The organism is Marinobacter segnicrescens, assembly GCF_900111555.1.
GTDB classification, from domain to species: domain Bacteria; phylum Pseudomonadota; class Gammaproteobacteria; order Pseudomonadales; family Oleiphilaceae; genus Marinobacter; species Marinobacter segnicrescens.
The window spans coordinates 1-25,607 of the sequence record NZ_FOHZ01000013.1; the positions used below are offsets into that span (position 1 = coordinate 1).

Annotated in this window: 22 protein-coding genes; 11 read left to right on the forward strand and 11 right to left on the reverse strand. The window is 59.6% G+C overall.

The genetic code is table 11. The features are described from left to right. Positions 1-147: 147 nt before the first annotated feature. Positions 148-582: a mercury resistance transcriptional regulator MerR gene (gene merR / locus BM036_RS12830; protein ID WP_091852855.1), complete on the forward strand. Its 435-nt coding sequence runs from the start codon at positions 148-150 to the stop codon at positions 580-582. A gap of 303 nt (positions 583-885) precedes the next feature. Continuing rightward, on the forward strand, positions 886-1,683 hold the full coding sequence (locus BM036_RS12835) for a hypothetical protein (RefSeq protein WP_091852858.1): 798 nt from the start codon (positions 886-888) through the stop codon (positions 1,681-1,683). Between the two features lie 117 nt (positions 1,684-1,800). On the opposite strand, the gene BM036_RS12840 is transcribed toward BM036_RS12835, so the two are convergent. The 4 genes from BM036_RS12840 to BM036_RS12855 form a co-directional block, all read right to left on the reverse strand. Further along, positions 1,801-2,502: a hypothetical protein gene (locus tag BM036_RS12840; RefSeq protein WP_143066612.1), complete on the reverse strand. Its 702-nt coding sequence runs from the start codon at positions 2,500-2,502 to the stop codon at positions 1,801-1,803. A 212-nt stretch (positions 2,503-2,714) separates the two neighbouring features. Then, positions 2,715-3,338 carry a MarC family protein gene (locus tag BM036_RS12845; RefSeq protein ID WP_091852865.1) on the reverse strand — a complete coding sequence of 208 codons (624 nt, stop codon included), beginning with the start codon at positions 3,336-3,338 and terminating at the stop codon, positions 2,715-2,717. A 71-nt stretch (positions 3,339-3,409) separates the two neighbouring features. Next, positions 3,410-6,184, reverse strand: a complete 2,775-nt coding sequence (locus BM036_RS12850) for a mechanosensitive ion channel domain-containing protein (RefSeq protein ID WP_245742618.1) — start codon at positions 6,182-6,184, stop codon at positions 3,410-3,412. An 86-nt stretch (positions 6,185-6,270) separates the two neighbouring features. Continuing rightward, on the reverse strand, positions 6,271-7,374 hold the full coding sequence (locus tag BM036_RS12855; protein ID WP_091852868.1) for an enoyl-CoA hydratase/isomerase family protein: 1,104 nt from the start codon (positions 7,372-7,374) through the stop codon (positions 6,271-6,273). A gap of 197 nt (positions 7,375-7,571) precedes the next feature. On the opposite strand from BM036_RS12855, the gene BM036_RS12860 reads away from it, so the two are divergent. Continuing rightward, positions 7,572-7,910, forward strand: a complete 339-nt coding sequence (locus BM036_RS12860; RefSeq protein WP_091852871.1) for a c-type cytochrome — start codon at positions 7,572-7,574, stop codon at positions 7,908-7,910. A gap of 116 nt (positions 7,911-8,026) precedes the next feature. Here the strand turns inward: BM036_RS12860 and ppnN are convergent, their stop codons facing one another. Continuing rightward, positions 8,027-9,412 carry a nucleotide 5'-monophosphate nucleosidase PpnN gene (gene ppnN, locus BM036_RS12865; RefSeq protein ID WP_091852874.1) on the reverse strand — a complete coding sequence of 462 codons (1,386 nt, stop codon included), beginning with the start codon at positions 9,410-9,412 and terminating at the stop codon, positions 8,027-8,029. 142 nt (positions 9,413-9,554) lie between these two features. Here ppnN and thiI point away from each other — a divergent pair, with 142 nt between their 5' ends. After that, the gene (gene thiI, locus BM036_RS12870; RefSeq protein ID WP_091852877.1) at positions 9,555-11,006 is read left to right on the forward strand and encodes a tRNA uracil 4-sulfurtransferase ThiI; all 1,452 of its coding nucleotides are present in this window, start codon (positions 9,555-9,557) and stop codon (positions 11,004-11,006) included. Positions 11,007-11,086: 80 nt separating this feature from the next. Beyond that, complete coding sequence (locus tag BM036_RS12875) at positions 11,087-11,830, forward strand: YdcF family protein (protein WP_091852880.1); 744 nt, start codon at positions 11,087-11,089, stop codon at positions 11,828-11,830. Positions 11,831-11,835: 5 nt separating this feature from the next. Here the strand turns inward: BM036_RS12875 and BM036_RS12880 are convergent, their stop codons facing one another. Beyond that, entirely contained in the window at positions 11,836-12,852 is a 1,017-nt protein-coding gene (locus BM036_RS12880; RefSeq protein WP_091852883.1) for a histone deacetylase family protein, read from the reverse strand. A 247-nt stretch (positions 12,853-13,099) separates the two neighbouring features. Here BM036_RS12880 and BM036_RS12885 point away from each other — a divergent pair, with 247 nt between their 5' ends. Then, the gene (locus tag BM036_RS12885; protein ID WP_091852886.1) at positions 13,100-14,551 is read left to right on the forward strand and encodes an NAD-dependent succinate-semialdehyde dehydrogenase; all 1,452 of its coding nucleotides are present in this window, start codon (positions 13,100-13,102) and stop codon (positions 14,549-14,551) included. A gap of 316 nt (positions 14,552-14,867) precedes the next feature. Continuing rightward, on the forward strand, positions 14,868-17,033 hold the full coding sequence (uvrD, locus tag BM036_RS12890; protein ID WP_091852889.1) for a DNA helicase II: 2,166 nt from the start codon (positions 14,868-14,870) through the stop codon (positions 17,031-17,033). 342 nt (positions 17,034-17,375) lie between these two features. Here the strand turns inward: uvrD and corA are convergent, their stop codons facing one another. The 3 genes from corA to BM036_RS12905 form a co-directional block, all read right to left on the reverse strand. Then, positions 17,376-18,329 (reverse strand): magnesium/cobalt transporter CorA, encoded by a 954-nt coding sequence (gene corA, locus BM036_RS12895; protein ID WP_091852892.1) that lies wholly within the window; start codon positions 18,327-18,329, stop codon positions 17,376-17,378. Positions 18,330-18,440: 111 nt separating this feature from the next. Further along, complete coding sequence (locus BM036_RS12900; protein ID WP_091852895.1) at positions 18,441-18,677, reverse strand: thioredoxin family protein; 237 nt, start codon at positions 18,675-18,677, stop codon at positions 18,441-18,443. A gap of 40 nt (positions 18,678-18,717) precedes the next feature. Beyond that, the gene (locus BM036_RS12905) at positions 18,718-19,734 is read right to left on the reverse strand and encodes a permease (protein WP_091852898.1); all 1,017 of its coding nucleotides are present in this window, start codon (positions 19,732-19,734) and stop codon (positions 18,718-18,720) included. A 173-nt stretch (positions 19,735-19,907) separates the two neighbouring features. Here BM036_RS12905 and BM036_RS12910 point away from each other — a divergent pair, with 173 nt between their 5' ends. Next, positions 19,908-20,453 carry a sigma-70 family RNA polymerase sigma factor gene (locus BM036_RS12910; protein ID WP_091852901.1) on the forward strand — a complete coding sequence of 182 codons (546 nt, stop codon included), beginning with the start codon at positions 19,908-19,910 and terminating at the stop codon, positions 20,451-20,453. 164 nt (positions 20,454-20,617) lie between these two features. Here the strand turns inward: BM036_RS12910 and arsB are convergent, their stop codons facing one another. Continuing rightward, the gene (gene arsB, locus BM036_RS12915) at positions 20,618-21,688 is read right to left on the reverse strand and encodes an ACR3 family arsenite efflux transporter (protein WP_091852905.1); all 1,071 of its coding nucleotides are present in this window, start codon (positions 21,686-21,688) and stop codon (positions 20,618-20,620) included. Between the two features lie 10 nt (positions 21,689-21,698). After that, the gene (arsH, locus tag BM036_RS12920) at positions 21,699-22,418 is read right to left on the reverse strand and encodes an arsenical resistance protein ArsH (protein WP_425434092.1); all 720 of its coding nucleotides are present in this window, start codon (positions 22,416-22,418) and stop codon (positions 21,699-21,701) included. A gap of 83 nt (positions 22,419-22,501) precedes the next feature. Between arsH and BM036_RS12925 the strand changes: the two genes are divergently transcribed. Genes BM036_RS12925 through arsJ form a run of 3 tightly spaced genes read left to right on the forward strand, consistent with a single transcriptional unit; the run spans position 22,502 to position 25,526 of the window. Continuing rightward, positions 22,502-23,266 (forward strand): metalloregulator ArsR/SmtB family transcription factor, encoded by a 765-nt coding sequence (locus tag BM036_RS12925; protein WP_091852908.1) that lies wholly within the window; start codon positions 22,502-22,504, stop codon positions 23,264-23,266. A gap of 48 nt (positions 23,267-23,314) precedes the next feature. Beyond that, positions 23,315-24,319, forward strand: coding sequence for an ArsJ-associated glyceraldehyde-3-phosphate dehydrogenase (locus tag BM036_RS12930; RefSeq protein ID WP_091852911.1), 1,005 nt, complete (start codon positions 23,315-23,317; stop codon positions 24,317-24,319). Position 24,320: 1 nt separating this feature from the next. Further along, on the forward strand, positions 24,321-25,526 hold the full coding sequence (arsJ, locus tag BM036_RS12935) for an organoarsenical effux MFS transporter ArsJ (protein WP_091852914.1): 1,206 nt from the start codon (positions 24,321-24,323) through the stop codon (positions 25,524-25,526). The last annotated feature ends 81 nt before the right edge of the window (positions 25,527-25,607 follow it).

The following is a 25,607-nucleotide window of genomic DNA, read 5'->3' on the forward strand; positions in this document are numbered from 1 at the left end:
GCCGAGGCGAGAATTCCTGCAATCCCCCCGACAGCGAGAGAAGCACCTCCGGATTTAGATTTGAGTTTCGACATGACGTTGACACCTGTTGCCCATGGACTCGATAAGATAAGGTTACTTCCGTAGTCAAGTACGGAGTCAAGCATCATGTTGGATAAAGCTAATTCACTGACTATTGGCGGCTTGGCCAAGGCGGCCAATGTAAATGTCGAGACGATCCGCTATTACCAGCGGCGAGGTCTTTTGTCAGAACCCAAACGACCTCCAGGTGGTATTCGACGCTACGGTTTCGCCGATATTGATCGGCTGACATTTGTGAAAACTGCGCAGCAGCTGGGTTTCAGTCTCGACGAGATAAGCGACCTCCTACGGCTAGAAGATGGCACCCACTGTGAAGAAGCCAGTGCGCTCGCCGAGCACAAGCTGAAGGATGTGCGCGAAAAGATCGAAAGGCTGGTAAAAATCGAGGAGGCTCTGAGCGAAATGGTCAGTCAATGCCACGCGCAGCCGGACAGCATCGCGTGCCCGCTCATTGCATCTCTACATGAGGGAGACATTGGAAAAAAAGGCCAAAGGGATTAGCTTCTGAACCAATCGACCTCTTGAGGTTCTACCCCGTCACTGCGGACACTACGAAAAGATAGGCAGATTTATCGAACCGAGGTGCGCGAACGTTCGCTTTTGTTTAGCTATTGCCCGGGATGCGAAAGATCGCAAAGCGAACAGTTATATCTAAGCTAGGTCTGGGTAAATCTAATTGCCCATGCGCCGAGTTTAAGGGGTGATCGCAAGAGGACGTGAAATTTTGTATGCAACCCCAATAGCCCCGAAATGAACTACATTTGTAGCAGGACGCGAGACGCGTGGTTTCAATGGAGTGAGACAGTGAAGAAGCATCAAACGGACTTGCCCAACAGCGATCTGGCATGGGACGGCAAAACGCCCACCAACCCCTACCCATCCGATGACCCACGACACGAGGCATGGTTTTACGGTCTCGATCCGTCAACCAGTGAGCCCGAGCTGAGGCCGGCACAAGTGAGATGTGCGGAGGTACTGGCAGAAAGGGCAAGCCGCACAAAGTCTCCGTCGGCCATGTTCGGCGAGGTAGTGGATTCCCTTGATGACTTGTGCGATCCAGATGACCCCGAGGATCCGGACTGGCGTGAAATGCTTGAGGACCGCCAGCTCACCGACACTCCCTGCGTCTTTCTGCTGCTGAAGCAGGGCCTCTACTTTATCGAGCCGAGCCTCGAATCCCTGAAGGAAAAGTTCTCCAGGATGAGGGGTGTGCCCAGCCACGCGAAAAAAGAGGACTACCTGTTTCTCGCCTGCCTCTGTCATCAGATACCAAAACAGACGATTCCAGAGGTGATGGAATCCTTCGAGGCCGCTTATAAAGCGAATTGCGATGCGCGTAACCGCTACATGAGAAACTGGGATTACGCCAAACGAGACTACTTGCTGGAAGTCTTCAACGAATTCTTTCATGGTATCCGGCGCGAGGATATTGCCGATTCTATTGAGCTACCGCGCAGGCCTCCAAAGTACTCCGAAGAACCGGAAATAGGACTGGATCCTGTACTGGCTCACACGCCGCTTAAACCCAAGGTATGTGATGGTTGCGGTCAGAGGATTCCCGACTGCCGATGTCATCTTTACCGAGGGGAAAGGAGAGTCTGACCGGCTGGCGGATCACATGGCCATCTGGCCACCGATCAAAAGCCCTCCCCAGGCGATGTCGAGCGGTTCTTTACAGAATGTACATAATCACCTCAGGGCGGCCTCTGGGCGATCGTTTTACTTAAATTGGAGTTGAACCGGTGCGTTTGGTGCCAGCCCAAAGAGCGATCGGCATTCTTGTTGATCGTCCGCGCTGTTGCATCTGAGAATCCCCGACGGGGTCGTCACCCACACGTCCACCCTGTTACTTGCCTGCATATCGGCCCCGAGCGTCAGAATGTCCGTGGAAAGCTTGGTCCACATCCCGCAGCTGGCGTCTCGTGTCCAGTCGTAGCACTGGTAGACCCGAGAATGCGCGCTGCCGGTTAATGACTTCGGCAGAGCGAACCATGCGATCGAGGCGTTCGAGCGGTCTGGCCACTTGGCTGCGGCATGTATGGTCGGTGCCACTTTGTTGAGTGGAGACAAGGGTAGATCGGCCAGCTTGTCGCAATTTTTCCAGGGCTGGCCCGGCCTTTGTTTCTCCCAGAAGGCACAGACGTAAATCGCCCGGTTGGTCGAAATCCAGACCTTCGGCCCGTATCGGGATCCGTAGTAGGAGACCGCCGCGACGCTGGCGGCGTAACCCTCGAACTGAGCCATCGGCTCGCAATCCGGTGCTGGTTGACTCCCGCCGCTGCACTGCACCAGAAGCAGCTGGTTGTCCTCGCGCACGGCAAGGACGGCATAAAGTTCGCCGATGCGTCTCATGCTGGCGGCTGACGTGTAGATCCTGTCCATGCGCTGGTAAGCGTCTTTCAGTGAGAGCGTCACTTCCATGGACTCAGGGGAGGTTGGCAAAGACCGATTCCGACTCTGCGCAAATGTTATGGACGAACAAATCAAGGTGACGATGAGAAGGAGCACACTGAAGCAGCGCATATCTGATCCCTTTTGATAGGGTTCATTCCGTTACTGCCGTGTACCTCCAATTTAGCCCAGCGATCGTGACCCGTCCACTGTATACATCCCTGTTTCAGCTGCAAGACTGATCAAAGGGACCCGACAAACCCTGCAACCCCAGTCATCACAATCTCCGCAGCCATCGCAGACAGTATCAGCCCACTGATCTTGGAAAGAATATTCAGCCCCGTCTTGCCCAGCAGTTTTTCAAGGTGGCCCGACAGGTGGAGTAACACGGCCAGGATCAGCAGACTGGATAGCAAACCGAACAGGCCGCCGGCCACTTCCGGCACGGCTTTCAGTTCGGCGCCGTAGACCAGGATGGCGCCGATGGTGGCCGGGCCGATCATCACCGGGATGGCCAGTGGCACCACCGCAACGTCGTCCCGCTCCTCTTCAGGCAGGCCTGTCGCGTGGTTCCGGGTGCCGCTGGTTACCAGGCTGATGGCGGTCAGGAACAGCAGGCTTCCCGCGCCGATACGGAAGGAGTTCAGTGTGATTCCGATAGCACTGAACAGCACCGGGCCGGCAAAGAACAGGACCAGGCCCAGAATCAGTGCTGAGATGGAGGCCCGCTTGATGATGGATGCCTTCTCTGCCGCTGGCAGTCCGCGGGTGAGCGCCAGGAACATGGACACCACAAAGAAGGGCGCCAGCAGGAACAGGAAGCGGATGGTGGAGCTGACGTAGGTGGAAAGGAACATTTCAAACATCGTATCCGCTTACCTCGGTCGGGAAATAGTGGAGTATAGCCGTCCGGTGTTACACAACGTGGACGGCGCCATCAGGATGAACCCTCGGTCTTTGCACCTGGTACGCCCCAGGGCATGGGCGCTGTGCGGATGTGGATATCCCGCTGCGGGTAGGGAATCTCCACGTTGGCGTCCCGCAGGGTGCGAGTGATGGCGGAGTGCAGTTCGTGTGACAGGGGCATGAAGTCCAGCAGGTCGCGAACAAACACCCGGACCTCGAAGTTGACGCTGCTGTCGCCAAGCCCGACGCAGAAGACGGCTGGGGCGGGATCGTCCACGACCCGCTCGTTGTTTTCAGCGACTTCCTGTAGCAGGTCTCGCACCTGGTCCACGTCTGAGCCGTAGGCAACGCTCACCCGGATGATCACGCGGGTTATGGGGTCGGTCAGGGTCCAGTTGGTGAGGTCCTGGGTGACGAAGGTCTTGTTGGGGATGATCTGTTCCTTGCGATCCCAGTCCACCAGGGTGGTCGCCCGGATGCGGATGCGGGCTACGGTGCCGGTAATACCATTGATGGTGACGGTATCGCCCACCCGGATGGGGCGTTCGAACAACAGGATGATGCCGGACACAAAGTTGGCGACAATTTCCTGTAGCCCGAAGCCGAGCCCCACACCGAGGGCTGCCACCAGCCATTGCAATTTCGACCATTGCAGCCCGATCACCGCCAGGGCCGCCATGATGCCGGCGAACACGATAACGTAGGTAACCAGGGTGGTAATGGCGTAGCCGGCGCCGGGCTCCAGGTTCATACGGCTGAGGAACATCACTTCCAGTGTGCCCGGCAGGTTGCGGGCGGCCAGGATAGTGCCGATGCCAAACAACAGGGCCAGCATCAGGTCGCCCAGGGTGATGGGCAGGGCCTCTTCCCCTTCTGCGCCTGCAATGGTCCACAGGGTAACGCTGTCAAACACCTGCAGGGCGGGAACGACATCCGCCCAGAACACCCATAGCACAGAGGCGGCCAGGACAAAGGCGACGATGCGGACCAGGGCCTTGCTCTGCTGGCTGATGTCCTTCAGGTCCATTTCCGGCATATCCAGGGCCACGGGCATACCTTCCCCGGAATGTTCAGCGGTCTCGCGAGTCTCTGCCAGCTTGCGCTCGGCGGCTCGCTGCTCCCGCAGTCGCTTGAGTGTCAACCGGCGCTCCCGGACGGACAGGGCTCTCAGCGCCAGGTAATACATCATCATCACGGCTGCCAGCCAGCAACCACTGAGGAACAACAGGCCTTCCAGCTGAACGGCGGTATAGTGGTAACCCCACAGGGATGCTATTGCCAGCATCAGCGGAATGACCACGGTCACAATTCGGGCGCCCTGCAGAAAGCGACTGGATGGGTTGGCGAGGGACACAGCGGACATGACCCGGTAGGCGAACCAGGCCAGCGCTCCGGAAGCAACCAGGAACAGGAAGCGCCCCAGGCTGTTACTGTAATCCGCGCCTTCCGGCGTCTCCATGGTGGGCAGGATGATGACGATTGGCGTCAGCACGGCCAGCAAAAGCGGCATTTGATGTCGAATGGCTGCCAGGGTTGCGGTCTGCCAGTGGAAATGACGCTCGCCCAACCCTTCCGGCCTGGCCACGGAGTGAAGCGTGCGAAGAAGCAGGGTCACAAAGGCGGCGCCGGTAAAGCCCGAGGACAGGGCAGCGAACAGCGAGTTCCCCTCCTTGAGGAGAAGCGCCACGGCCGAAAGCGCCAGCACCCAGGGCAGCGCCAGCAAAAAGCTCAGGCTTGCGGCAGTGAGGGTCAGGGCCATGCGGTCGTTGCCCACGTTGCCGACATCGTCGCCGGTGTTGATGACGACGTTGCGGAGGGTCCGGCGTCGCATGAGCAATACCGCCAGTATCACCAGGATAAGCAGTATCCAGCCGCCCCGCTCAGCGAAGGACGCACGGACCGCTTTGCTCAGTTCCGGCCACTGCAGTCCTGACAGCAGCCAGCTGACCCCCTGGTACAGCTCGCTGGCCATGGCTGGCGACACCCGCTCTGCACTGGGTAGCCAGAACAGGCGCTGCTGTAGCAGTTCCTGGTAGGCGGCGAAACGGTCACGCAGGGCGACCACTGTGTTGTAGTAGTCGTTAAGCACATCAATGTGGTCAGTAACCACACCGTGCAGTTGCACGATGATCTCAGTGCGTAGCTGTCTCAGACGGCCGCGGTCGGTGTCTTCGGGAGCGCTGAGTGCCTCAAACTCCTCCAGGCGGAGCTGTTCCTCCCGAGCGGCGGACAGTTGGGTACTGATGCCTTCGGTGAGGCCGTCGGCGATGGTCTGGCTCTGCAGCCGTTCCAGTCGTTGGCGAAGCAGTCGGGCATAGTCATTGGTAAGGTTGAGGCCGGCGGTTTCCAGACGTAGCTCAAAGCTGCGGTACTCGTTGTCCAGTCGTTCCAGCAGGGATTGGGCCTGGGCCAGGCGGCGCTGACTGGCTTCCAGGGCCGCCTGGCGTTGCACCAGGGCTTCTCGCAAGGTTTCGATCTGCTGGCGGATATCGGCATGTTCTGCCGCTGGCAGGTCACTTTGCAGTGGTTGTTCCGGCTCTTCTTCCAATACCGGTTGAACCGGGGTTGCTGAAGGTTCGGGTGGTGGCGCTTGCTGGGCTTCTTTCGGGTCTGCTTCGGAAGTTGTCCCTGAATCTCCGCGTGGTGAGGTCGCTTCCGCGGATTCCGTCCCCTGTGCCTCTTTCATGCCCGGCAGCAAGTCGGTCACGGCCGCGGCAGCTGATGTGGGCTGCACCAGCCACAGCAGGCTGACCAGCACGATCGCCAAGGCACGCCAGGCTGAATGGAGGGCGGTTTGTGTGAACATGGTTGGAGGAGCCTGTTCTTCCCTGTTTTCAGTAGTGTAACGGTTAATGCAGCACAACTGGATAACCTGGTCCCCCAATGCCATCCCTAGAGATCCGCGAGGGGGTCTTCCGTTTCAGGCCAGGGAGGCGTGAAGTGGCTCTCCACATAGTCTTCCGGTACCTCGGTTAACGACCGGTAACGCCATGCGGGCTGGTTGTCCCGGTCGATCAGCCGGGCGCGGATGCCCTCCGCCAGGTCCGGTCCGGCGGCACAGTTGGCCACCATGGCCAGTTCCATCCGGAAAATATCCTTCAGCGACATCTGCAGACCATGGGCCAACTGGCGTTCGAGCAGATAGAGGGACACCGGGCAGGCGTGGCGTAAACCGTCGATGCAGGCACGCCACCACTCATTTCCGGGAGGGCTGCTCAGCAGCCGTTCGGCCACCCGGGACAGATCGTCACGCCGACACAGGCGTGCAATATCCTGTTCGTAGAGCGCCAGTTCACTGTCCGGCAGGGATTCTGCCGGGGCCTCTTCCAGCTGGTTCAGCAGACGGAACAGGCGGTTGTCATCTGCGGCAAGGTCACCGGTCCAGTACTGGTCGGTAATGCGGCTGATCAGCTCATCCTGCTGGCTGCGCTCGACCACCAGGTCTGCCAGGCCAATGCGCATGGAGTCGGTTGCATTCATTCGTGCCCCGGTAAGGCCCATGAACAGGCCGATACTGCCAGGCAGGCGGTTCAGGAACCAGCTGGCGCCAACATCCGGGAACAGGCCAATAGTGGCTTCGGGCATGGCCAGCATGATGTCCGGGGTAACCAGGCGGTATCGGCTGGCCTGTAACAGCCCCATGCCGCCACCCATGGTTATACCGTGGGCCAGGGTAACTACTGGCTTGGGGAAGGTGTGGAGGGTGTAATCCACTCGGTATTCCTGAGCGAATACCCTGGTAACGGTCATCGTGTCCGGGGCTTCTTTCAGCGCCTGGTAGACTTCACGGATATCGCCGCCTGCGGAAAAGCCCCGGTCACCTTTGGCGTTGATCATGACCAGGCGGATGCTTTCATCGTGGGCCCAGTCATCGAGTTGGGCCTGCATCTGAAGGAACATGTCCGAGGAGAGGGCATTCAGGGTAGCCGGCGAGTCCAGGGTTAACAGGCCGAGCTTACCGCCACGGCAGGGGAGTTCGCGGGTCTGAACGCTCATGGTTTTTGGATGCTTCCCTTGTCGTCGACTACTTTGGGTACAAGTACCTACTGTGGTGCTAACTGTATCAGAAATAAAGCGTACAAAGGTCGGGGGTGTGCCGGTGGCCGATAGCTCTTGATCTAACTCATGTGCGGTGCCGCGAGGGCTATGCTATAAAGCGACTCAAAGGTTCCAAAAAACTGATGGAGAGACCTATGACTCTGAAAAAACTGGCAATGGCAGGTGTGGTAATGGCAACTTTTGCAGCGCCGGGCCTGGTAAACGCCGCAGGTGATGCGGAAGCTGGCAAGGCCAAGGCAGCAGTCTGTGCTGCATGTCACGGCCAGAATGGTATTGCACAGATCCCGGGTTATCCCAACCTGGCTGGTCAGAACGAGGCCTACCTGGTGTCTGCACTTAAGGCCTACAAGAACAAGCAGCGTTCTGGTGGCCAGGCTCCGGTTATGCAGGGCCAGGCCGCGGGCCTGAGTGATGAGGATATCGCCAACCTGGCAGCCTACTACGCGAGCCTGCCTGCGGACGGTGGCAAGTAAGTCACGGTAGCTCCGCGATGAAGTGCCTCTGAACAGACGTCGAAGAAAAAACGGCCGGGTCATAAACCCGGCCGTTTTAGTTTGGGGGCAAACAGGGGAAGAAACGAAGGGGTTTCTCAGTACCCGCCACTGACGATGCGGTAGCTGGGAATATAGGCAGTACTTCCCGGCAACTTCATCCGGTTCTGGGCGACAAATGCGGCCAGCATCTCCTCCAGGGGGGCAAGCAGCACCGGGTCTCCGGAAATCTCGAATGGCCCCCTGGCTTCTACCTGTTTTATACCTTCTTCCTTCACGTTCCCGGCCACGATACCGCTGAATGCCTTGCGCAGGTTCGCCGCGATCATATGCACCGGCTGGTCACGGTGTAGCTCCAGTGACAACATGCTCTCGTGGGTGGGCTCGAAAGGCAGCTGGAAGACCGGATCGATCTTCAGCATCCAGTTGAAGTGATAGGCGTCCTGCATCGCCCGCCGGAATGTCTCCACCTCGGCGATACCCTTTTTCATGGTCTGGGCTACGCGGACCGGGTCGTCGATGATGATTTCGTATTTCTCTGCAGCCTTGTCCCCAAGGGCGTTACGGATAAACCGGTCGATCATCTCGAAGTATTCGGCATTCTCTTTCAGTCCAGTGAACACTACGGGGAAGGGGATGTCAGCGTTGTCCGGGTGTAGCAGCAGACCGAGCAGGTAGAGGATTTCCTCGGCGGTGCCGACGCCACCCGGAAACACAATAATGCCATGGCCGGCACGCACAAAGGCTTCCAGGCGTTTCTCAATGTCCGGCATGATCACCAGTTCGTTCACGATGGGGTTCGGCGCTTCGGCACCGATAATGCCGGGTTCGGTGATGCCGATGTAACGGCCATTTTTGACCCGTTGCTTGGCATGGCCAATGGTCGCACCCTTCATGGGGCCTTTCATGGCACCCGGGCCGCAGCCAGTGCAGATGCTCAGGCCGCGCAGACCCAGCTGGTGGCCCACTTCCTTGCTGTAACTGTATTCCTCACGGCTGATGGAATGCCCGCCCCAGCAAACGACCAGGTCTGGCGAGCGGCCAGCCTGGAGGGCCCGCGCATTGCGCAGGATATGGAAAATCAGGTTGGTGAGATCCTCGGGGTTATCTTTCCGGAAGCCCACCACCGAGGTGGAGATGGTGTTCGAATAGACGATGTCCCTCAGTACCGAAAACAGGTGCTCGCGAATGGCGCGGAGCATTTCGCCGTCTACAAAGGCGATGGCCGGAGCATTCACCACTTCCAGTTTCAGGCCGCGGGGCTGGGGCACCAGCCGGATATCGAAATCCGCATAAGCCTCCATCAGATCCTTGGTGTCGTCGGTTTCCGCACCGGTATTGAGCACAGCCAGGGCGCACTGTCGGAACAACTGATACAGGCCGCCCTCGCTACGGTCCTTCAGGCGGCTGACTTCGTGGTTGGACAGTATTTCAAGGCTGCCTTCGGGGGAAATGAGGGCATTCACCGTGGGCTGTTTCTGCATGGATTACCTGACTCCTGATGGTTCGATGTACCCATTTCCGGCGGGTTTCGGCAAGGCCGGATTTTGAGGCACTCCGGGAACCGGGTAAACTAACGCCTTTACGTTCTATACGCCAGTCACCCAATAGTCGATTTGTTCCCCCATGAAGTTATTGATTCGCCCGGCTGCTGAAGTAGCCATCAAGAGCAAGCCGGTTCGTCGTCAGCAGATGCGCCAGCTCCGCCAGAATATCCGCAAACTGCTGGCCCGCCTGGATCCGGAAATCGTTGTCGAAGGTTCCTGGGACCGGGTCGATGTGGACGTACCCGAAGGCCGGGGGCTGCTAAGCCCGGTGCTGGACGAACTGAGTCGAATTCCAGGCATCTCCACCATCCAGGAAATCTCTGTCTACCCCCTGGTCAGCCTGGAAGATTTGGGCGAGAAAGCCCTGGAGGCCTACCGGGATCGCCTGGCGGGCAAGACCTTTGCCGTGCGGGCCCGTCGTTCCGGGCAGCATGACTTTACCTCCAGCGAGCTGGAGCGCCAGGTGGGTGGCTTCCTGTTGGCGAAGACCGATGCGGCCGGTGTTAAGCTCAAGGCGCCGGATGTGGAGATCCGGATTGATGTCCGGGACGATCAGTTCCACGTTTCCCATCGCAAGCACGAGGGACTGGGCGGTTATCCGATGGGGACCGTCGAGAATGTAATGACCCTCGTTTCTGGTGGGTACGACTCTTCCGTGGCGGCCTACCTGATGATGCGCCGGGGGCTGCGCAGTCATTTCCTGTTTTTCAACCTGGGTGGCCAGGCCCATGAGGTGGGCGTGAAACAGGTGGCCAGCTATCTGTGGAACCGGTACGCCTCAAGCCATTCCGTGAAATTTATCTCCGTGCCCTTTGAAGGGGTGGTGGCGGAAATCATGCGCACAGTGAACCACCGCCACTGGGGCGTGGTGCTCAAACGACAGATGCTGAAGGCGGCAGACAAGGTGGCGGAGGAAATCCGGGTCGAAGGCCTGGTGATGGGCGATGCCGTGGCCCAGGTGTCCAGCCAGACCCTGACCAACCTGAACGTGGTGGACCGGGCCAGCAACATGGTGGTGCTGCGTCCGCTGATTGCCATGGACAAGCAGCAGATCATCCGTATTGCCCACGAGATCGGTACTGACTCTTACGCCCGTAACATGCCCGAGTACTGTGGTGTGATTTCCCAGAAGCCCGCCACCCGCGCCAAGCTGCACCGGGTGGAGCACGATGAGTCCCAGATGGAGCCGTCGATCCTGGAGCAGGCGGTCGCCGACCGCACCGAGACTCCGGTGGGGCGCATGATGATCCCGGAAATGACACTGGATGATGTTGAACTGGTGAACACCCCGTCGGTGGACGATGTCATCATCGATGTGCGTCACCCGGACGAGGAGCAGCGTGCACCGCTGACCCTGACCAATAACCAGGTCATCGCTATCCCGTTCTATGAGCTCAATCAGCAGTTGGAACGCCTGGACAACCACCGCCAGTACCTGCTCTATTGCGACAAGGGCACCATGAGCCGGGTGCATGCCGGGCACCTGAAGGCTGAGGGGCATGACAATATCAAGGTCTATGCGCCGGGCTGAGCCGCACTCCCTGTTCAGTTCCGGACTGGGAAGTCCAGATAACCGATAACGCCACCAGTCTCCGGAAAGGAATCGTACACGTGCTTCTGTTTATCAAATACGCGGTACTTCCGCCGTTTGCCAATATCCTGCTGGTGCTGGCCGGTCTGCTCATGATCCGTCGCTGGCCCAGGGCCGGATGGTGGCTGATTGCGCTGAGCACGCTCTGCCTTTACCTGCTGTCGATACCGCCGTCACTGTCGGTGCTGAGTACCGGTCTGGAAGATCATCCGGTGCCTACCGTGGAGGAAGCCTCCAGGGCCGATGTGATCGTGGTTCTCGGCGGTGGTCGGGACACCTCGGCGCCTCAATGGAACGGCCGTGATACCGTTGCCGAGGCACCGCTGGCCCGCCTGGCGGAGGCGGCGCGGTGGCACAGGCGTACTGGCCTGCCGCTGTTGTTGACCGGTGGGCGCAACGGGATTGATGACGCCGAATCAGAAGCGCAGTTGATGGCGCGAATGCTGGACGAAGCCTTTGGCATCCAGGCCCGCTGGCTGGAGCATGAGAGTCGGGATACCCGGGAAAACGCCGAGTTCAGTGCCCGTATCCTGGACGCCGGTGATATGGACACCATCCTGCTGGTAACCCATGCTGCCCACCTGACCCGGGCGATTCCCGAGTTCGAGAAGCGCGGTTTTGACGTCATCCCCGCACCCATGGGCTTTGCCAGTTCCGGATCGGGCGGTGAGCTAGGCCTGTTGCCGCGCAGCACCTATCTTGAGCAGAGTACACGGCTGGTCTACGAGCACATCGGTCGGCTCTACTACTGGCTGACGGACTGAATCCCTCAGAGCCCGCCAATACCCTTGAAGAACTGCTGCACGTTCTCGCTCAGGGACTCCAGGTCATAACCGCCCTCCTGCACTACCAGGGTGGGCAGGTGCAACTGGCTCAGGTGCTTGCCCAGCTTTGAGAACCCTTCAGAACTGACCGAGACCTTGGCCTGGGGGTCGTTCTTGTAGATATCGAAGCCCAGGCAGAGCACCAGCACATCCGGGTCATACAGGCGGATGTCGCGGATGGCTTTGTCCAGGGTGTCAAAGAAGTACTGCTCACTGGAGCCGTGGGGCATCGGGTAGTTGATGTTATAGCCGTAGCCGTCCCCTTCGCCACGTTCATTCTCAAACCCTGTGACCACCGGATAGAAGTTGGTGGGGTCCCCGTGGATCGATACGTAAAGCATGTCACTGCGGTCGTAGAAGATCTCCTGGATGCCCTGGCCGTGGTGCATGTCCGTATCCAGGATAGCGACTCGGGCAAACCGGTCCTGCAGGTGCTGGGCCGCGATGGCAGCATTGTTCAGGTAACAGAAGCCGCCGGCCGCATCGCGACGGGCATGGTGGCCGGGCGGGCGGCATACCGCGTAGGACACCCGGTCGCCGGCCTTGATGGCGTCGGCAGCACCCAGCGCAGACTGGGCCGACCAGTAGGCGGCCTCCCAGGTCTTGGGGCCAATGGGTGAGCTGCCGTCGGCCTGGTAGCGGGCCGCTTCCGCCAGGATGCCCTGCAGGTGGTTGGGCTCACGCACGAAGATGTTGGAGATGACTTCGTCACCCCAGTCTTCCTGTTCCATCCAGCGGCGATGGGCGGATTCCAGGAAGCGAAGATAACCCAGGTCATGGATATCCGAGATCGGCCCGGCGCCCTGGTCGGCAGGCTGCAGTACTTCCACGCCCAGTTCCTTCAGGCCTTCCAGCATCTGGCCTGTCCGGTCAGCCACCTCCTGGGGCTGGCGCATCTGCCCACGGGTAAAATACGTCTTGGGGGCATGCAGGTCCTGTGACGGGTGGAAATACGCTTTCATGCTACGGCCTCCTGATGAGTCATCATTTCCGACCAGTATAGTAGGCCCTCTCAGGGTTGCCCGCTCTGGCCGATTGCCTTTACAGACGTGACAAAGGCAGCCAATATGGTTGAACAAATTATCAAACTTGCCCGGACTTCTGGGTGTCCGGAGACTTGATCAGTAGTCTCACTCCAGGACGTTTACGTCAATACCCGGACAGCTTCCAACAACTAAAAACGACTGTCTATCAGAACGAGGAGCCATCATGATCGAATCACCCCTGCTCAAGAACCTCAAAGGCTATATCGGTGGTCAATGGAAGGCGACCGGTGACAACACCTTCGATGTCTACAACCCGGCCACCGGTGAGGTCATTGCCAGCGTACCGTCCATGCCGGCCGAGGACGTCAAGGCTGCCATTGAAGCAGGCAAGTCCGCCCTGCGCCTGACCGAACCCTATGCCATTGAAACCCGTCGCCAGTGGCTGGAAGCGATCCGCGATGCCCTCAAGGCCAACAAGGAAGAAATCGGGCGTATCCTGTGCCTGGAACACGGCAAGCCCCTGAACGAGGCCCAGGGTGAGGTGGACTATGCTGCGGGGTTCTTTGACTATTTCTCCAAGACCATTGGCGAGCTGAACTCCCACACCCTGGAAGAAAAGCCCCGGGACTGCACCTGGACCATCCACTACCGTCCGATTGGTGTGGTAGGCCTGATTACCCCGTGGAACTTCCCCATCGGCATGATTGCCAAGAAGCTTTCCGCCGCCATGGCCGCCGGCTGCCCGTCGGTGATCAAACCGGCGAGTGAAACCCCGCTGACCATGATTGCCATGTTTGCGGTGATCGAAGAGAACGTCGACCTGCCCGAGGGCATGATTAACCTGGTGATGGGCAAGGCCAGCGTTATCGGCAAGGAGCTGTGTGAGAATCCGGACGTACCCATGCTCAGCTTCACCGGCTCCACCGAAGTGGGCCGCAAGCTCATCCTGGACACCGTGGAGCACGTCAAGAAGCTGGCCCTGGAGCTGGGTGGAAACGCGCCGTACATCATCTTTGACGACGCCGACCTCGACAAGGCCGCCGATAACCTCATCGCCAACAAGTTCCGCGGCGGCGGACAGACCTGTGTTTGCGCCAACCGCATCTTTGTCCATGAAAACGTCATGGAGGCCTTCGGCCAGAAACTGGCCGAGCGGGTCAACAAGATGACCGTGGGTGATGGCATTAACGGCGACGTGGATATCGGTCCGCTGATCAACAAGGCTGGCTTCAACAAGGTCAAAGAGCACCTGGAAGACGCCCTCCAGAAAGGCGCCAGCCTCGTGGCCGGCGCGAAGCCGGAAGATCTGCCGAGCGACAAGCTGTTCTTCCCGCCCACCGTCGTCTCCGGCGTCAAGCGTGACATGGCCTGCTTCCGCGAGGAAACCTTCGGCCCGCTGGTGCCCATGGTGTCCTTCAAGACCGAAGATGAAGCGATTGAAATGGGTAACGACACCGAATTCGGCCTGGCCTCCTACGTCTTCACCGCTGACGAAGACCGCGCCCAGCGCGTAGCCGGCGGCCTCCGCTTCGGCCACGTCGGCTGGAACACCGGTACCGGCCCCACACCGGAAGCTCCCTTCGGCGGCATGAAAGCCTCCGGCATCGGCCGCGAAGGCGGCATCGAAGGCTTGTTCGAATTCGTTGAGCCGCAGTCCGTTCCGCGAGGGTTCTAAGACCAACCCTTCCCCCAAAGTTGGCCTATCGCCCAAGTTTGGGGGAGTGCGTGAGGGGACGTTTTCCCCGGACCGTCTTCGGCCATGGATGGCCGAAGTCGAGCCCTACGACCGCCATGGACGGCGGAAGTGGCGTTTTTGCAGGAGCAAAAAACGGCCATGGGATGTACTTGCGGGCGTGTCCGGGGAAAATGTACCGGAGCGCAATCCCCTCCACCAGAACTCACAGGCTACAGGGCTTCATCCACCCCAATCCCCCAGCCATGGGTGATATACTCTTGCCTCATTTTCCACCAGGCAATGAACGGCAGAACCCATGGATGTCTCCCCCATCATCGACCCCCTGAACGACGCCCAGCGCGAAGCGGTCACCGCCCAGAACGACCACCTGCTGGTGCTCGCCGGTGCCGGCAGTGGCAAGACCCGGGTGCTGGTCCACCGCATGGCCTGGCTGATGCAGGTAGATGGCGTGCCGCCTACCAGCATCCTCGCTGTCACCTTCACCAACAAGGCGGCGAAGGAGATGCGCTACCGCATCGAACAGATGATGAACATCCCCGCCCGGGGCATGTGGTTCGGCACCTTCCATGGCATTGCCCATCGCCTGCTGCGGGCCCACTATGCCGACGCCGGCCTGCCGGAAAACTTCCAGGTGCTGGACAGTGACGACCAGCTGCGGCTGATCAAGCGGGTCATGCGGGAAGCGCAGATCGACGAAAGCCGCTGGCCACCAAAACAGGCCCAGTGGTTCATCAACAGCCAGAAGGACGAGGGGCTGCGGGCGGACCACATCCAGGACAACCCGGGCGACCACTTCACCAACACCATGCTGCAGATCTATCGCCAGTACGAGAAACTCTGCAACCAGGGCGGCCTGGTGGACTTTGGTGAACTCCTGCTGCGCTCCCATGAACTGTGGCTGCACCGGCCGGAACTGCTGGCCCACTACCAGCGCCGCTTCCAGCATATCCTGGTGGACGAGTTCCAGGACACCAACACCATCCAGTACGCCTGGCTGCAGATCCTCGCCAGCAACCGGGTGCCCATCACCGTGGTGGGTGACGACGACCAGTCCATCTATGGCTGGCGGGGCGCGAAGATCGAAAACATCCAGCAGTTCCAGCGGGACTTCCCCAACGCGCGCCTGGTGCGGCTGGAACAGAATTACCGCTCCACCCAGCTGATCCTGAAGGCCGCCAACGCGGTGATCGCCAACAACCAGGGTCGCCTCGGCAAGGAACTGTGGACCGATGGGCCTGAGGGCGAACCCATCAGCCTGTACGCGGCTTTCAACGAAATGGACGAGGCCAACTACATCGCCGACACCATCAGCGCCTGGGTGGACGAGGGCAACCTGCGTAGCGAAGCGGCCATACTCTATCGCTCCAACGCCCAGTCGCGGGTGCTGGAAGAATCCCTGATGCGTCAGGGCATCCCTTACCGGGTCTACGGTGGCCTGAGATTCTATGACCGGCAGGAAATCCGCAACGCCATTGCCTACCTGCGGCTGGTCCACTACCGCCGTGATGATGCGGCCTTCGAGCGGGTGGTGAACGTGCCCACCCGTGGCATCGGCGCCAAGAGCCTGGCAGACCTGAGGGCCTACGCCACGGAGCAGGGTATTTCCCTGTGGGAAGCCTCGGAACGCATGCTCGACGCCGGCGCCGTCAAGGGCAAGGCGCGATCCGGCCTGCAGCAGTTTATCGAAATCATCCAGACCGTGTCAGAGAAGGTGGACCAGTCCTCCCTTCAGGGTCTGATGGAAGAAACCCTCAGACTCAGCGGCCTGAAGGATTACCACGCCAACGAAAAAGGCGAGAAGGGCCAGGCTCGGGTGGAGAACCTGGAAGAACTGGTCAACGCCCTGTCGGATTTCGAGGTGGAAGACGGCGAGGACGCGCTGGCCGAGTTCATCGCCCAGGCCGCCCTGGACGCTGGTGAGGCGCAGGCGGATACCCACGAAGACAGTGTCCAGTTGATGACCCTGCACTCCGCCAAGGGCCTTGAGTTCCCGCTGGTGTTCCTGGCGGGTGTGGAAGAGGGCCTGTTCCCCCACAGCATGTCCCTGGAAGAACCGGGGCGCATGGAGGAGGAACGCCGGCTGGCCTACGTGGGCATTACCCGGGCCATGAAGCGACTGATCCTCACCTACGCGGAATCACGCCGTCTCTACGGTCAGGAGAAGTTCCACGCCCTGTCCCGGTTCGTGCGGGAAATTCCGGCGGACTGCATCCAGGAAGTGCGCCTGCGTAATACGGTGACCCGCCCGGCCATGGTCTCTCGGCCCAATGAAGGGCTGTTCGATTCCGCGCCCATGGAGCAGGCCGGGTTTTCCCTGGGTCAGCGGGTTCGCCATCCCAAATTTGGGGAGGGGGTTGTGATGAACAGCGAAGGGAGTGGTCACCATACCCGGGTTCAGGTGAACTTTGACGATGGAGCCAAGTGGCTTGTTCTGGCTTATGCTCCGTTGGAGGCTTGTTAGAGGGTAACTATCGCAGGTTGGGAATCTCTGGTGCGGGTTCAGAGATGACTAGTCCTTCTATATTCCCACACCATTGACCCGCATTTCCCCACCGTTCACCCTGAGCTTGTCGAAGGGTATTTCCCCTTCTCTTATCCTCGTTATGGCCCTTCGACAGGCTCAGGGCGAGCGGAGCGGGGGAGCGTCTTCGACAGGCTCAGATGCCTGAGGGGCCGGGTTAGGGCATGTGTTTTAAAATCGTGCGGAGCCAGGGATGGCGGAGCTCGAGCGTCACATGGACGTGCCGGAAGGAGCGTGTTCTGGAAAGCCCTCCCGGATGGCCGCCTTCCCCCCCAAACCTGATCAGAGCCAGCCTTTACGCTTGAAGTACCAGTAAGGCGCAATCCCGGCCGCCACCATCAGCCCCAGCGCCCCCGGATAACCCAGTAGCCACTCAAGTTCCGGCATATACTTGAAGTTCATGCCATAGATGCTGGCGACCAGCGTGGGCGGCAGGAACACTACCGCCGCAATCGAGAAAATCTTGATGATCTGGTTCTGCTCGATGTTGATGAAACCCTGGGTGGAGTCCATCAAAAAGTTGATCTTGTCGAACAGGAACGTGGTGTGGGACATCAGGGTTTCGATGTCGCGGTTAATCTCCCGGAGGGTCTCCCGTACTTCCCCTTCGTTGCGCAGGTGGCGTAGCAGGAACGAGATATTGCGCTGGGTATCCATCAGGCACAGGCGGGTCTTGCCGTTGCTGTCTTCCAGCCGGGCCAGGCGGTTGATGGCCTCGTCCAGCTCGGCCTCCTCGTCTTCCAGTACCAGGTAGCTGACATCTTCCAGCTGGCGATGCAGGTCCTCCAGGCCGTCCGCCTGGTTCTCCACCTTCTGTTCCAGAATCGTCACCATCATTTCGCAGGGATCGCCGGCCTCCACCTGGCCACGGCGGGCCCGCATGCGCAGCAGGCGGAAGTCCGCCAGTTCCGTTTCGCGGATGGTGATCAGGCGGCTTTTTTGCAGGATGAATGCCACGGATACCGTGTTATGACGCCCTTCGGCCAGGTTGAGAAACATCGAGTGCACATGCACCCCGGCCTGGTCCACGAAGTAGCGGGCCGAGGCCTCGATCTCCTCCACATCGTCAAACTCGGGGATATCGGTTTTCAGCAGCCGTTGGAGAATCTGCCGCTCTTCTTCATCGGGTTCACAGGCGTCGATCCAGTCGGCTTGTCGTAACCGGGCGTCGGTGTCTTCCTCCTGGTTACCGATTTCTCTGATAAGACCGTCGACAATCCTGAAAAACCTCAGCATAGGCATGCTCCGGGTAAGCGGGTGAATCTGACTATAGTCTAGTGCCCCTTAACACAAGGGGCACTGTGCACCCGCTATCTTACGCGGGAAACCGGTCCCGCGTCCTGCCGGTTATGCTTTCAGCCAGCTGACAATTTTCGCGTGATCGGGGATAGAGCCGCTGTGAACCACCGTGCCGTCGACCGCCACTGCCGGGGTGGACATCACCTGGTACTCCATGATTTTTGCCGGATCGGTCACCTTCACCACTTCAATCGACTCGCCCAGCTCCTGGGCTACCCGCTCAATACTCTCAGCGGTAGTGACGCATTTCTTGCAGCCGGTACCAAGTACTTCGAAACGTTTCATGGCATTTTCCTTTGAATTGATTTCATTACGTTTAAAGGCATCAGAACCCTGAGAACAGCCAGGGGCTGATGGCGTTTATTACCCAGCCGACCACCATAAAATTGGCCAGCAGGATTACAAAAATGATAGCCAGCAGGCGAAAGCTCATGACCTGCTTGAGCATGATGAATTCCGGGAAGCTGGCTGCAACGGTGCTCATGCAGAACGCCAGGGTGGTGCCCACCGGCAGCCCCTTGACGATCAGGCTTTCCATTACCGGAATAACGCCAGTGGCATTGGAATACAGGGGCAGGCCGGCGAGTACCGCCGCCGGTACACTCCACCACTGGCCGGAGCCCAGGTTCTCGGCAAACCAGCCATCGGGAACAAAGCCGTGCAGGGCGGCACCCAGGCCAACGCCAATCAGTACCCACTTCCAGATCCGGCCGAGGATCTCCTTCAGTTCGTCTTTGGCGAACTGATGCCTTTCCTGAAAGGTCAGTTTTGGTGCTTCAGGCATTTCAGGGTTGTCTGTGTGGTTCCGGGCTTCGGTTGCAGCGTTCTGATAAGCCTTGGCAGCAAAGTCTTTCAGCCAGCGCTCGCCCTTGATCGAATCCAGAATCATGCCACCGACAATGCCTACCGCCATGCCGATCACGATATATGCGAGGGTGAACTTCCAGCCCAGCAGGCTCCACAACATGATCACCGCCACCTCATTGATGATAGGTGAGGTAAACAGGAACGCCATGGTGATCCCCAGGGGGATGCCAGCGCTGGTGAAGCCCAGAAACAGCGGAATGCTTGAGCAGGAACAAAAAGGGGTGATGGCACCAAAACCGGAGCCAAAGAAATAGCCCACCAGGCGGTTTTTCTGCTGGATATAGGCCCTTACCCGCTCCAGGTTGAGGGAGGCCCGTGCCAGTGCGATCACGTAGATCATCACTACCAGCAGAAACAGGATCTTGGTGGTGTCCTCAATGAAGAAATGGATGGAGGTGCCCAGTTTGGTCTCCGGGCTTAGCCCCATCAGATCATAAGTCAGCCAGTTGGCCAGGGATGTAAATAGCTCGAGCATGGGTTCGATGGCCCTTGTCTTGGCGTTGATAACGTATCGGCGCCCAGAGGACGAATGATCGCCAAAAAGGATACTCTTGTTCTACTGAAGCACCGACGGTGCCGTCTTCAACCTGGCGGCGCCGGGCATGAAATTTTCCAGCGCGTAGAAGTGCGCGGCCTGAGTGACGGATAATGAAATTTAATTGTGTATTACAGGCTTGGCATGACCACCAGGCCGAGCTTCGCGGCTTTCTCCTCGGCCAAGTGAAAGAGCCGGCGATGGCTGACGACCTGCTGCAGGATGTGTTTTTCAAGGCGATGCGTGAGGGACGGAATTTCTGCGAACTGGAGAATCCCCGCGCCTGGCTGTTCCGGGTGGCCCGCAACGCGCTCACTGACAGCCATCGCCTGCGCAAGCACTGGGTGCCGGTGCCGGATCATCTGCGCGATGAGCGTGCTGCGGAGCGGGCACCGGTGGACGAACTGGATGCCTGCATTAATGCGACCCTGCCGTACTTGGCGGAAAGCGACCGCGACATCCTCCAGGCCTGTGACCTCGGGCCCATGTCCCAGGAGGCCTACGCCCGGGCGCAGGGGCTATCGTTGCCGGCCACCAAGGCCAGAATCCGGCGCGCGCGAGAGCGTTTGCGGGAGGTTCTTGCCCGTCGTTGTAACGTGGTCCTCGATGAATCCGGCAATGTTTGCTGTCACGGACAATCAGAGGGCCTCAGGTGCTGAGTCTGAATGCCGCGAGTTCATGAAATCAGCGGGCGTCAGGCTCCTCGGCATTGATGATCCGCCGTTTGATGCGGCGGGTGACCCACCAGATCGCGCCGACCACCACGGGGATACTGGCTGCCGTCGCCCCCGGTGGCGCTGAACGACGGCTCCCGTCGGGCCGGTCAGTCCGGGAAGGCTCCTCGTGTCCGGTTTGCAATGCGCACCAGTACCAGCATTAGCGGTACCTCTACCAGCACGCCCACCACCGTGGCGAGTGCCGCGCCGGACTGAAGACCAAACAGGGCAATAGCTGCCGCGACGGCGAGTTCGAAGAAGTTGCTGGCACCGATCATGGCGCCGGGGGCTGCGATGCAGTGGCGGACTTTCCAGAGCCTGGCCCAGCCGTAGGCCAGGAGGAAAATGAACACCGTCTGGATAACCAACGGCACCGCAATCAGTGCAATGTGCAGCGGATTCTCCAGGATCACTTCGCCCTGGAAGGCGAACAGTAGTACCAGGGTGACAATCAGCGCCGCGGGCGTCACCGGGCCGATGCGTTTCAGGAACACCTCGTCGTACCAGTGCTGGCCGTGGCGGGCAATCAGGGTGCGACGAGTCAGGTAGCCGGCGGCCAGTGGAATGACGATGTACAGGATGACCGATAGCAACACCGTGTCCCATGGGACCTGGATGTCCGAGATACCCAGCAGGAACACCACAATCGGCGCGAAGGCGAAGAGCATGATGATGTCGTTCAGTGATACCTGTACCAGGGTGTAGGCGGCATCGCCTTTGGTAAGGTAGCTCCAGACAAACACCATGGCGGTGCAGGGAGCGGCCCCGAGCAGAATGGCGCCAGCCAGGTATTCACTGGCCAGTTGAGGAGCGATCCATGGTTCAAACACCACCGTCAGGAAGAACCAGGCAATGGCAAACATGGTGAAGGGCTTGATCAGCCAGTTGACCGTGGTGGTAATGGCCAGGCCTTTGGGCTCCTTGCGTACCCCGACAATGGCACTGAAATCGATCTGGGCCATCATGGGAAAGATCATCGCCCAGATAAGGATGGCGATGGGGATGGACACCTGGGCGTATTCGAAGCGGGAGAGTATCTCCGGAACGGCCGGGGCCAGTTGGCCAAGGGCCACACCCACAATGATTGCCAGTGCTACCCACACCGAGAGGTAACGCTCGAATAATCCCATACCCCCGCTGGTTTCTTCGGCGGTGGCGATCTCTGCCTTGTTGCTCATGGCTGAACTCTCACATGGACCGTTGGTTGACGCGCTTCGAGACCTCGTCGGCGCTCTCGACCCGCTCGGAATAGCGGTCGGTGAGATAGTCGCTGCGGTCACGGGTCAGCAGGGTGAACTTAACCAGCTCTTCCATTACATCCACAATCCGATTGTAGAAGGGTGACGGTAACATCCGGTCGTTGTCATCAAACTCGGTAAACGCCTTTGGCACCGAAGACTGGTTAGGGATGGTGATCATGCGCATCCAGCGACCGAGTACCCGCAACTGATTCACCGCGTTGAAAGACTGGGAGCCACCGCACACCTGCATCACCGCCAGGGTCTTGCCCTGGGTGGGCCGCATGCCCCCAATGGAGAGCGGGATCCAGTCAATCTGGGTTTTCATGATACCGGTCATGGCACCGTGGCGCTCCGGCGAGCACCACACCATGCCCTCAGACCACTCCGCCAGTTGCCTCAGCTCCTGAACCTTGGGGTGCGAATCTTCCTCGGCATCGGCAAGCGGCAGGCCCCGTGGATTAAAGATGCGGGGCTCGGCGCCCATGGCTTCCAGCAGGCGGGCGGCCTCTTCCACAACCAGGCGACTGAAGGAACGCTCCCGCAAGGAGCCATAGAGCAGCAGAATCCTGGGCCTGTGGGCCGATGGCGTGCTGTCAAAAAGGGCCCAGCCGGAAGGCGCCTTGAAGTGTTCGGGGTCGATGTTGGGCAGGTCATCGATGGTTGTCACAGAAATGTCCTTTACTCGGGATAAGGTGGTGCCTATTATGCACAAAAACAGATATCTGTTAAATTGAATATATGGGTGATCATATGAAGCGCCGGGTCCTGTTTGTCTGTACCGCCAACAGCGCACGCTCACTGATGGCCGAAGCCCTGCTCCGGGATATGGCCGGGGACCGGTTCGAGGTAGCCAGTGCCGGAACCGATCCGGCAACGCCTCATCCGATGGCGCTCCAGGTGCTGGAAGAGGCTGGCGTATCGACCGAAGGCCTTCGTAGCAAGCGGCTTGCAAGTCTGCAGGATCAGCCCTGGGACTATGTGATCACCCTTTGCGAGAAAGCCGCCAACGAGTGTGGTGAGGTCTGCCAGCCGGCTCAGCGCATCGCCTGGGACTTTCCCGATCCCGCCCAGAGCAACCGGCGCGCAGTGTTTGCCCTGACCCTGAAAGAACTGCGGGAGCGCATCAGCTTGTTCACCCTGGTGCACCAGAAGGAAACCGGCCTGAAGGCGACCGACTATAACCCCGTGACTGTATTCAAGGCACTGGCGGACGAGCTGCGCCTGTCAGCATTGTTGCTGATCCGGGATCAGCAAAAGCTGTGCGTCTGTGAGCTGACCGAAGCACTGGACGTGTCCCAGCCCAAGGTCAGCCGCCACCTGGCCACCCTTCGCGATACCGGCCTGGTTGAGACGGAACGTCATGGCCAGTGGGTCTACTATTACCTTAGCCCTCACTTGCCGGGCTGGCTGGTACGGGTACTCGATGAAACCGCCAGTGCCAACCAGGCGCTGATTCAGACACCGCAAGCCCGGCTGCAGGCCATGGCGAATCGCCCTGAAGTGTCATGCCCGTGAGTGAGCGTTCTCGTCTTTTCGGATTTCAGGAAATACCAGGAGCACAGTATGAGCAAGATCAAGGTAGGCATTAACGGTTTCGGTCGCATCGGGCGGCTTGCCCTGCGTGCGGCCTGGGGATGGCCGGAGCTGGAGTTTGTCGCCATTAATGATCCGGGGGCCGATGCGGCGACCCTGGCGCACCTGCTCAACTTTGACAGCGTCCATGGTATCTGGAAGCATGAGGCCCGGGCAGATGGCGACGAGATCGTGGTTGAGGGTCATCGCATTCGCGTAACCGGCAACAAGGCCATTGGCGACACCGACTGGTCCGGTTGCGACCTGGTCATCGAAGCCAGTGGTGTCAACAAGACCGTGGAGGTATTGCAGGGTTACCTGGACCAAGGTGTAAGTCGGGTCGTGGTGTCTGCACCGGTAAAGGAAACGGGTGCGAAGAATATTGTCATGGGGGTCAATGAGGATATCTTCGACCCGGCCAACGACCGTATTGTCACGGCAGCCTCCTGCACCACCAACTGCCTGGCGCCGGTGGTGAAGGTGATCCACGAGAAGCTGGGCATCCGGCACGGATCCATCACCACCATTCACAGCCTCACCAACACCCAGACCATCCTGGACGCGCCCCACAAGGATCTGCGTCGGGCCCGGGCCTGTGGCAGTTCCCTGATTCCCACCAGTACCGGCTCTGCCACGGCCATCATCGAGATTTTCCCGGAACTGAAGGGGCGCCTGGACGGCCATGCGGTGCGTATTCCGCTCACCAATGCGTCGCTGACGGATTGCGTGTTCGAGGTGGATCAGCCCACGGACCGGGATACCGTCAATCAGTTGCTGAAAGAGGCCGCCGAGGTCGGCCTTAAAGACATCCTGGGCTACGAAGAGCGCCCGCTGGTGTCCATCGACTACAAGACGGACCCGCGCTCGTCCATTGTGGATGCACTCTCCACCCTGGTGATCAATGGCACCCAGGTGAAAATCTACGCCTGGTACGACAACGAATGGGGCTACGCCAACCGCACGGTAGAGCTGGCACGCAAGGTGGGCCTGGCCTGATATGACTGCAGCTATCCGCCAGTACCTGGTCATAACCGGCAACTACTGGGCCTTTACCCTGACGGATGGTGCCCTGCGGATGCTGGTGGTGCTGCATTTCCATCAGCTGGGTTACTCGCCCCTGGAGATTGCCCTGCTGTTCATTTTCTATGAATTTTTCGGGGTGGTGACCAACCTGGTGGGAGGGTACCTGGGCGCCCGCTGGGGGCTGAACCGCACCATGAATATCGGGCTGTTCCTGCAGATTGTGGCGCTCGCCATGCTGGCGGTCCCGGCGGCTGTGCTCACCGTGCCCTGGGTAATGGCCGCGCAGGCACTATCCGGCATCGCCAAGGACCTGAACAAGATGTCCGCCAAAAGCGGCATCAAGTTGCTGGTGCCGGACGAGCAGCAAGGTACCCTGTACAAGTGGGTGGCGATTCTCACCGGCTCCAAGAACACTCTCAAGGGGGTTGGCTTCTTCCTGGGGGGCGTGCTGCTGATGGCCGCCGGTTTCAAGGGGGCTGTCATTCTGATGGCGGTGGCTTTAGGGCTGGTATGGCTGGCCAGCCTGTTCCTGCTGGGGCAGGACCTGGGCAAGAGCAAGGCAAAGCCAAAGTTCCGTGAGATCCTCTCCAAGAGCCGGGCCATCAACGTGCTGTCGGCAGCGCGCATGTTCCTGTTCGGTGCCCGTGACGTGTGGTTTGTGGTGGCCCTACCGGTGTACATGGCCACGGTGTTTGGCTGGGACCACTGGCAAGTGGGCGGTTTCATGGCCAGCTGGATCATTGGCTATGGCTTTATCCAGACCATCGCGCCGAGGATAACCGGCCATTCGGATGGCAAGTCCGGGGCCGTTGCCTGGGCTGCATTGCTGGCGCTGATTCCGGCGGGCATCGCGGCTGCGCTGATGGCGGGCTGGTCAGCGCAAGTTGTGGTGGTCGGCGGGCTACTGCTGTTCGGCGTCCTGTTCGCCATCAATTCATCCCTGCACAGCTACCTGATCGTCAGCTACGCCCGGGGGGACGGGGTATCGCTGGATGTGGGCTTCTATTACATGTCCAACGCCGCCGGGCGGTTGCTGGGCACCGTGCTGTCAGGCTGGGTCTACCAGGCCTGGGGACTGGAGGCCTGCCTGTGGATCTCTGCTGCCCTGGTGGCGACGGCATCGTTGTTGTCGCTGATGCTGCCCGATCGGCACCCGGTAGCAGTGGCCGGGAACGGATAGCCGACCGTCACATCCTTGATCTTCCCGCTCCCCGGGCCGAACATGGGCGAAACCAACTTATCGGAACCCTGAGGAGGTCTA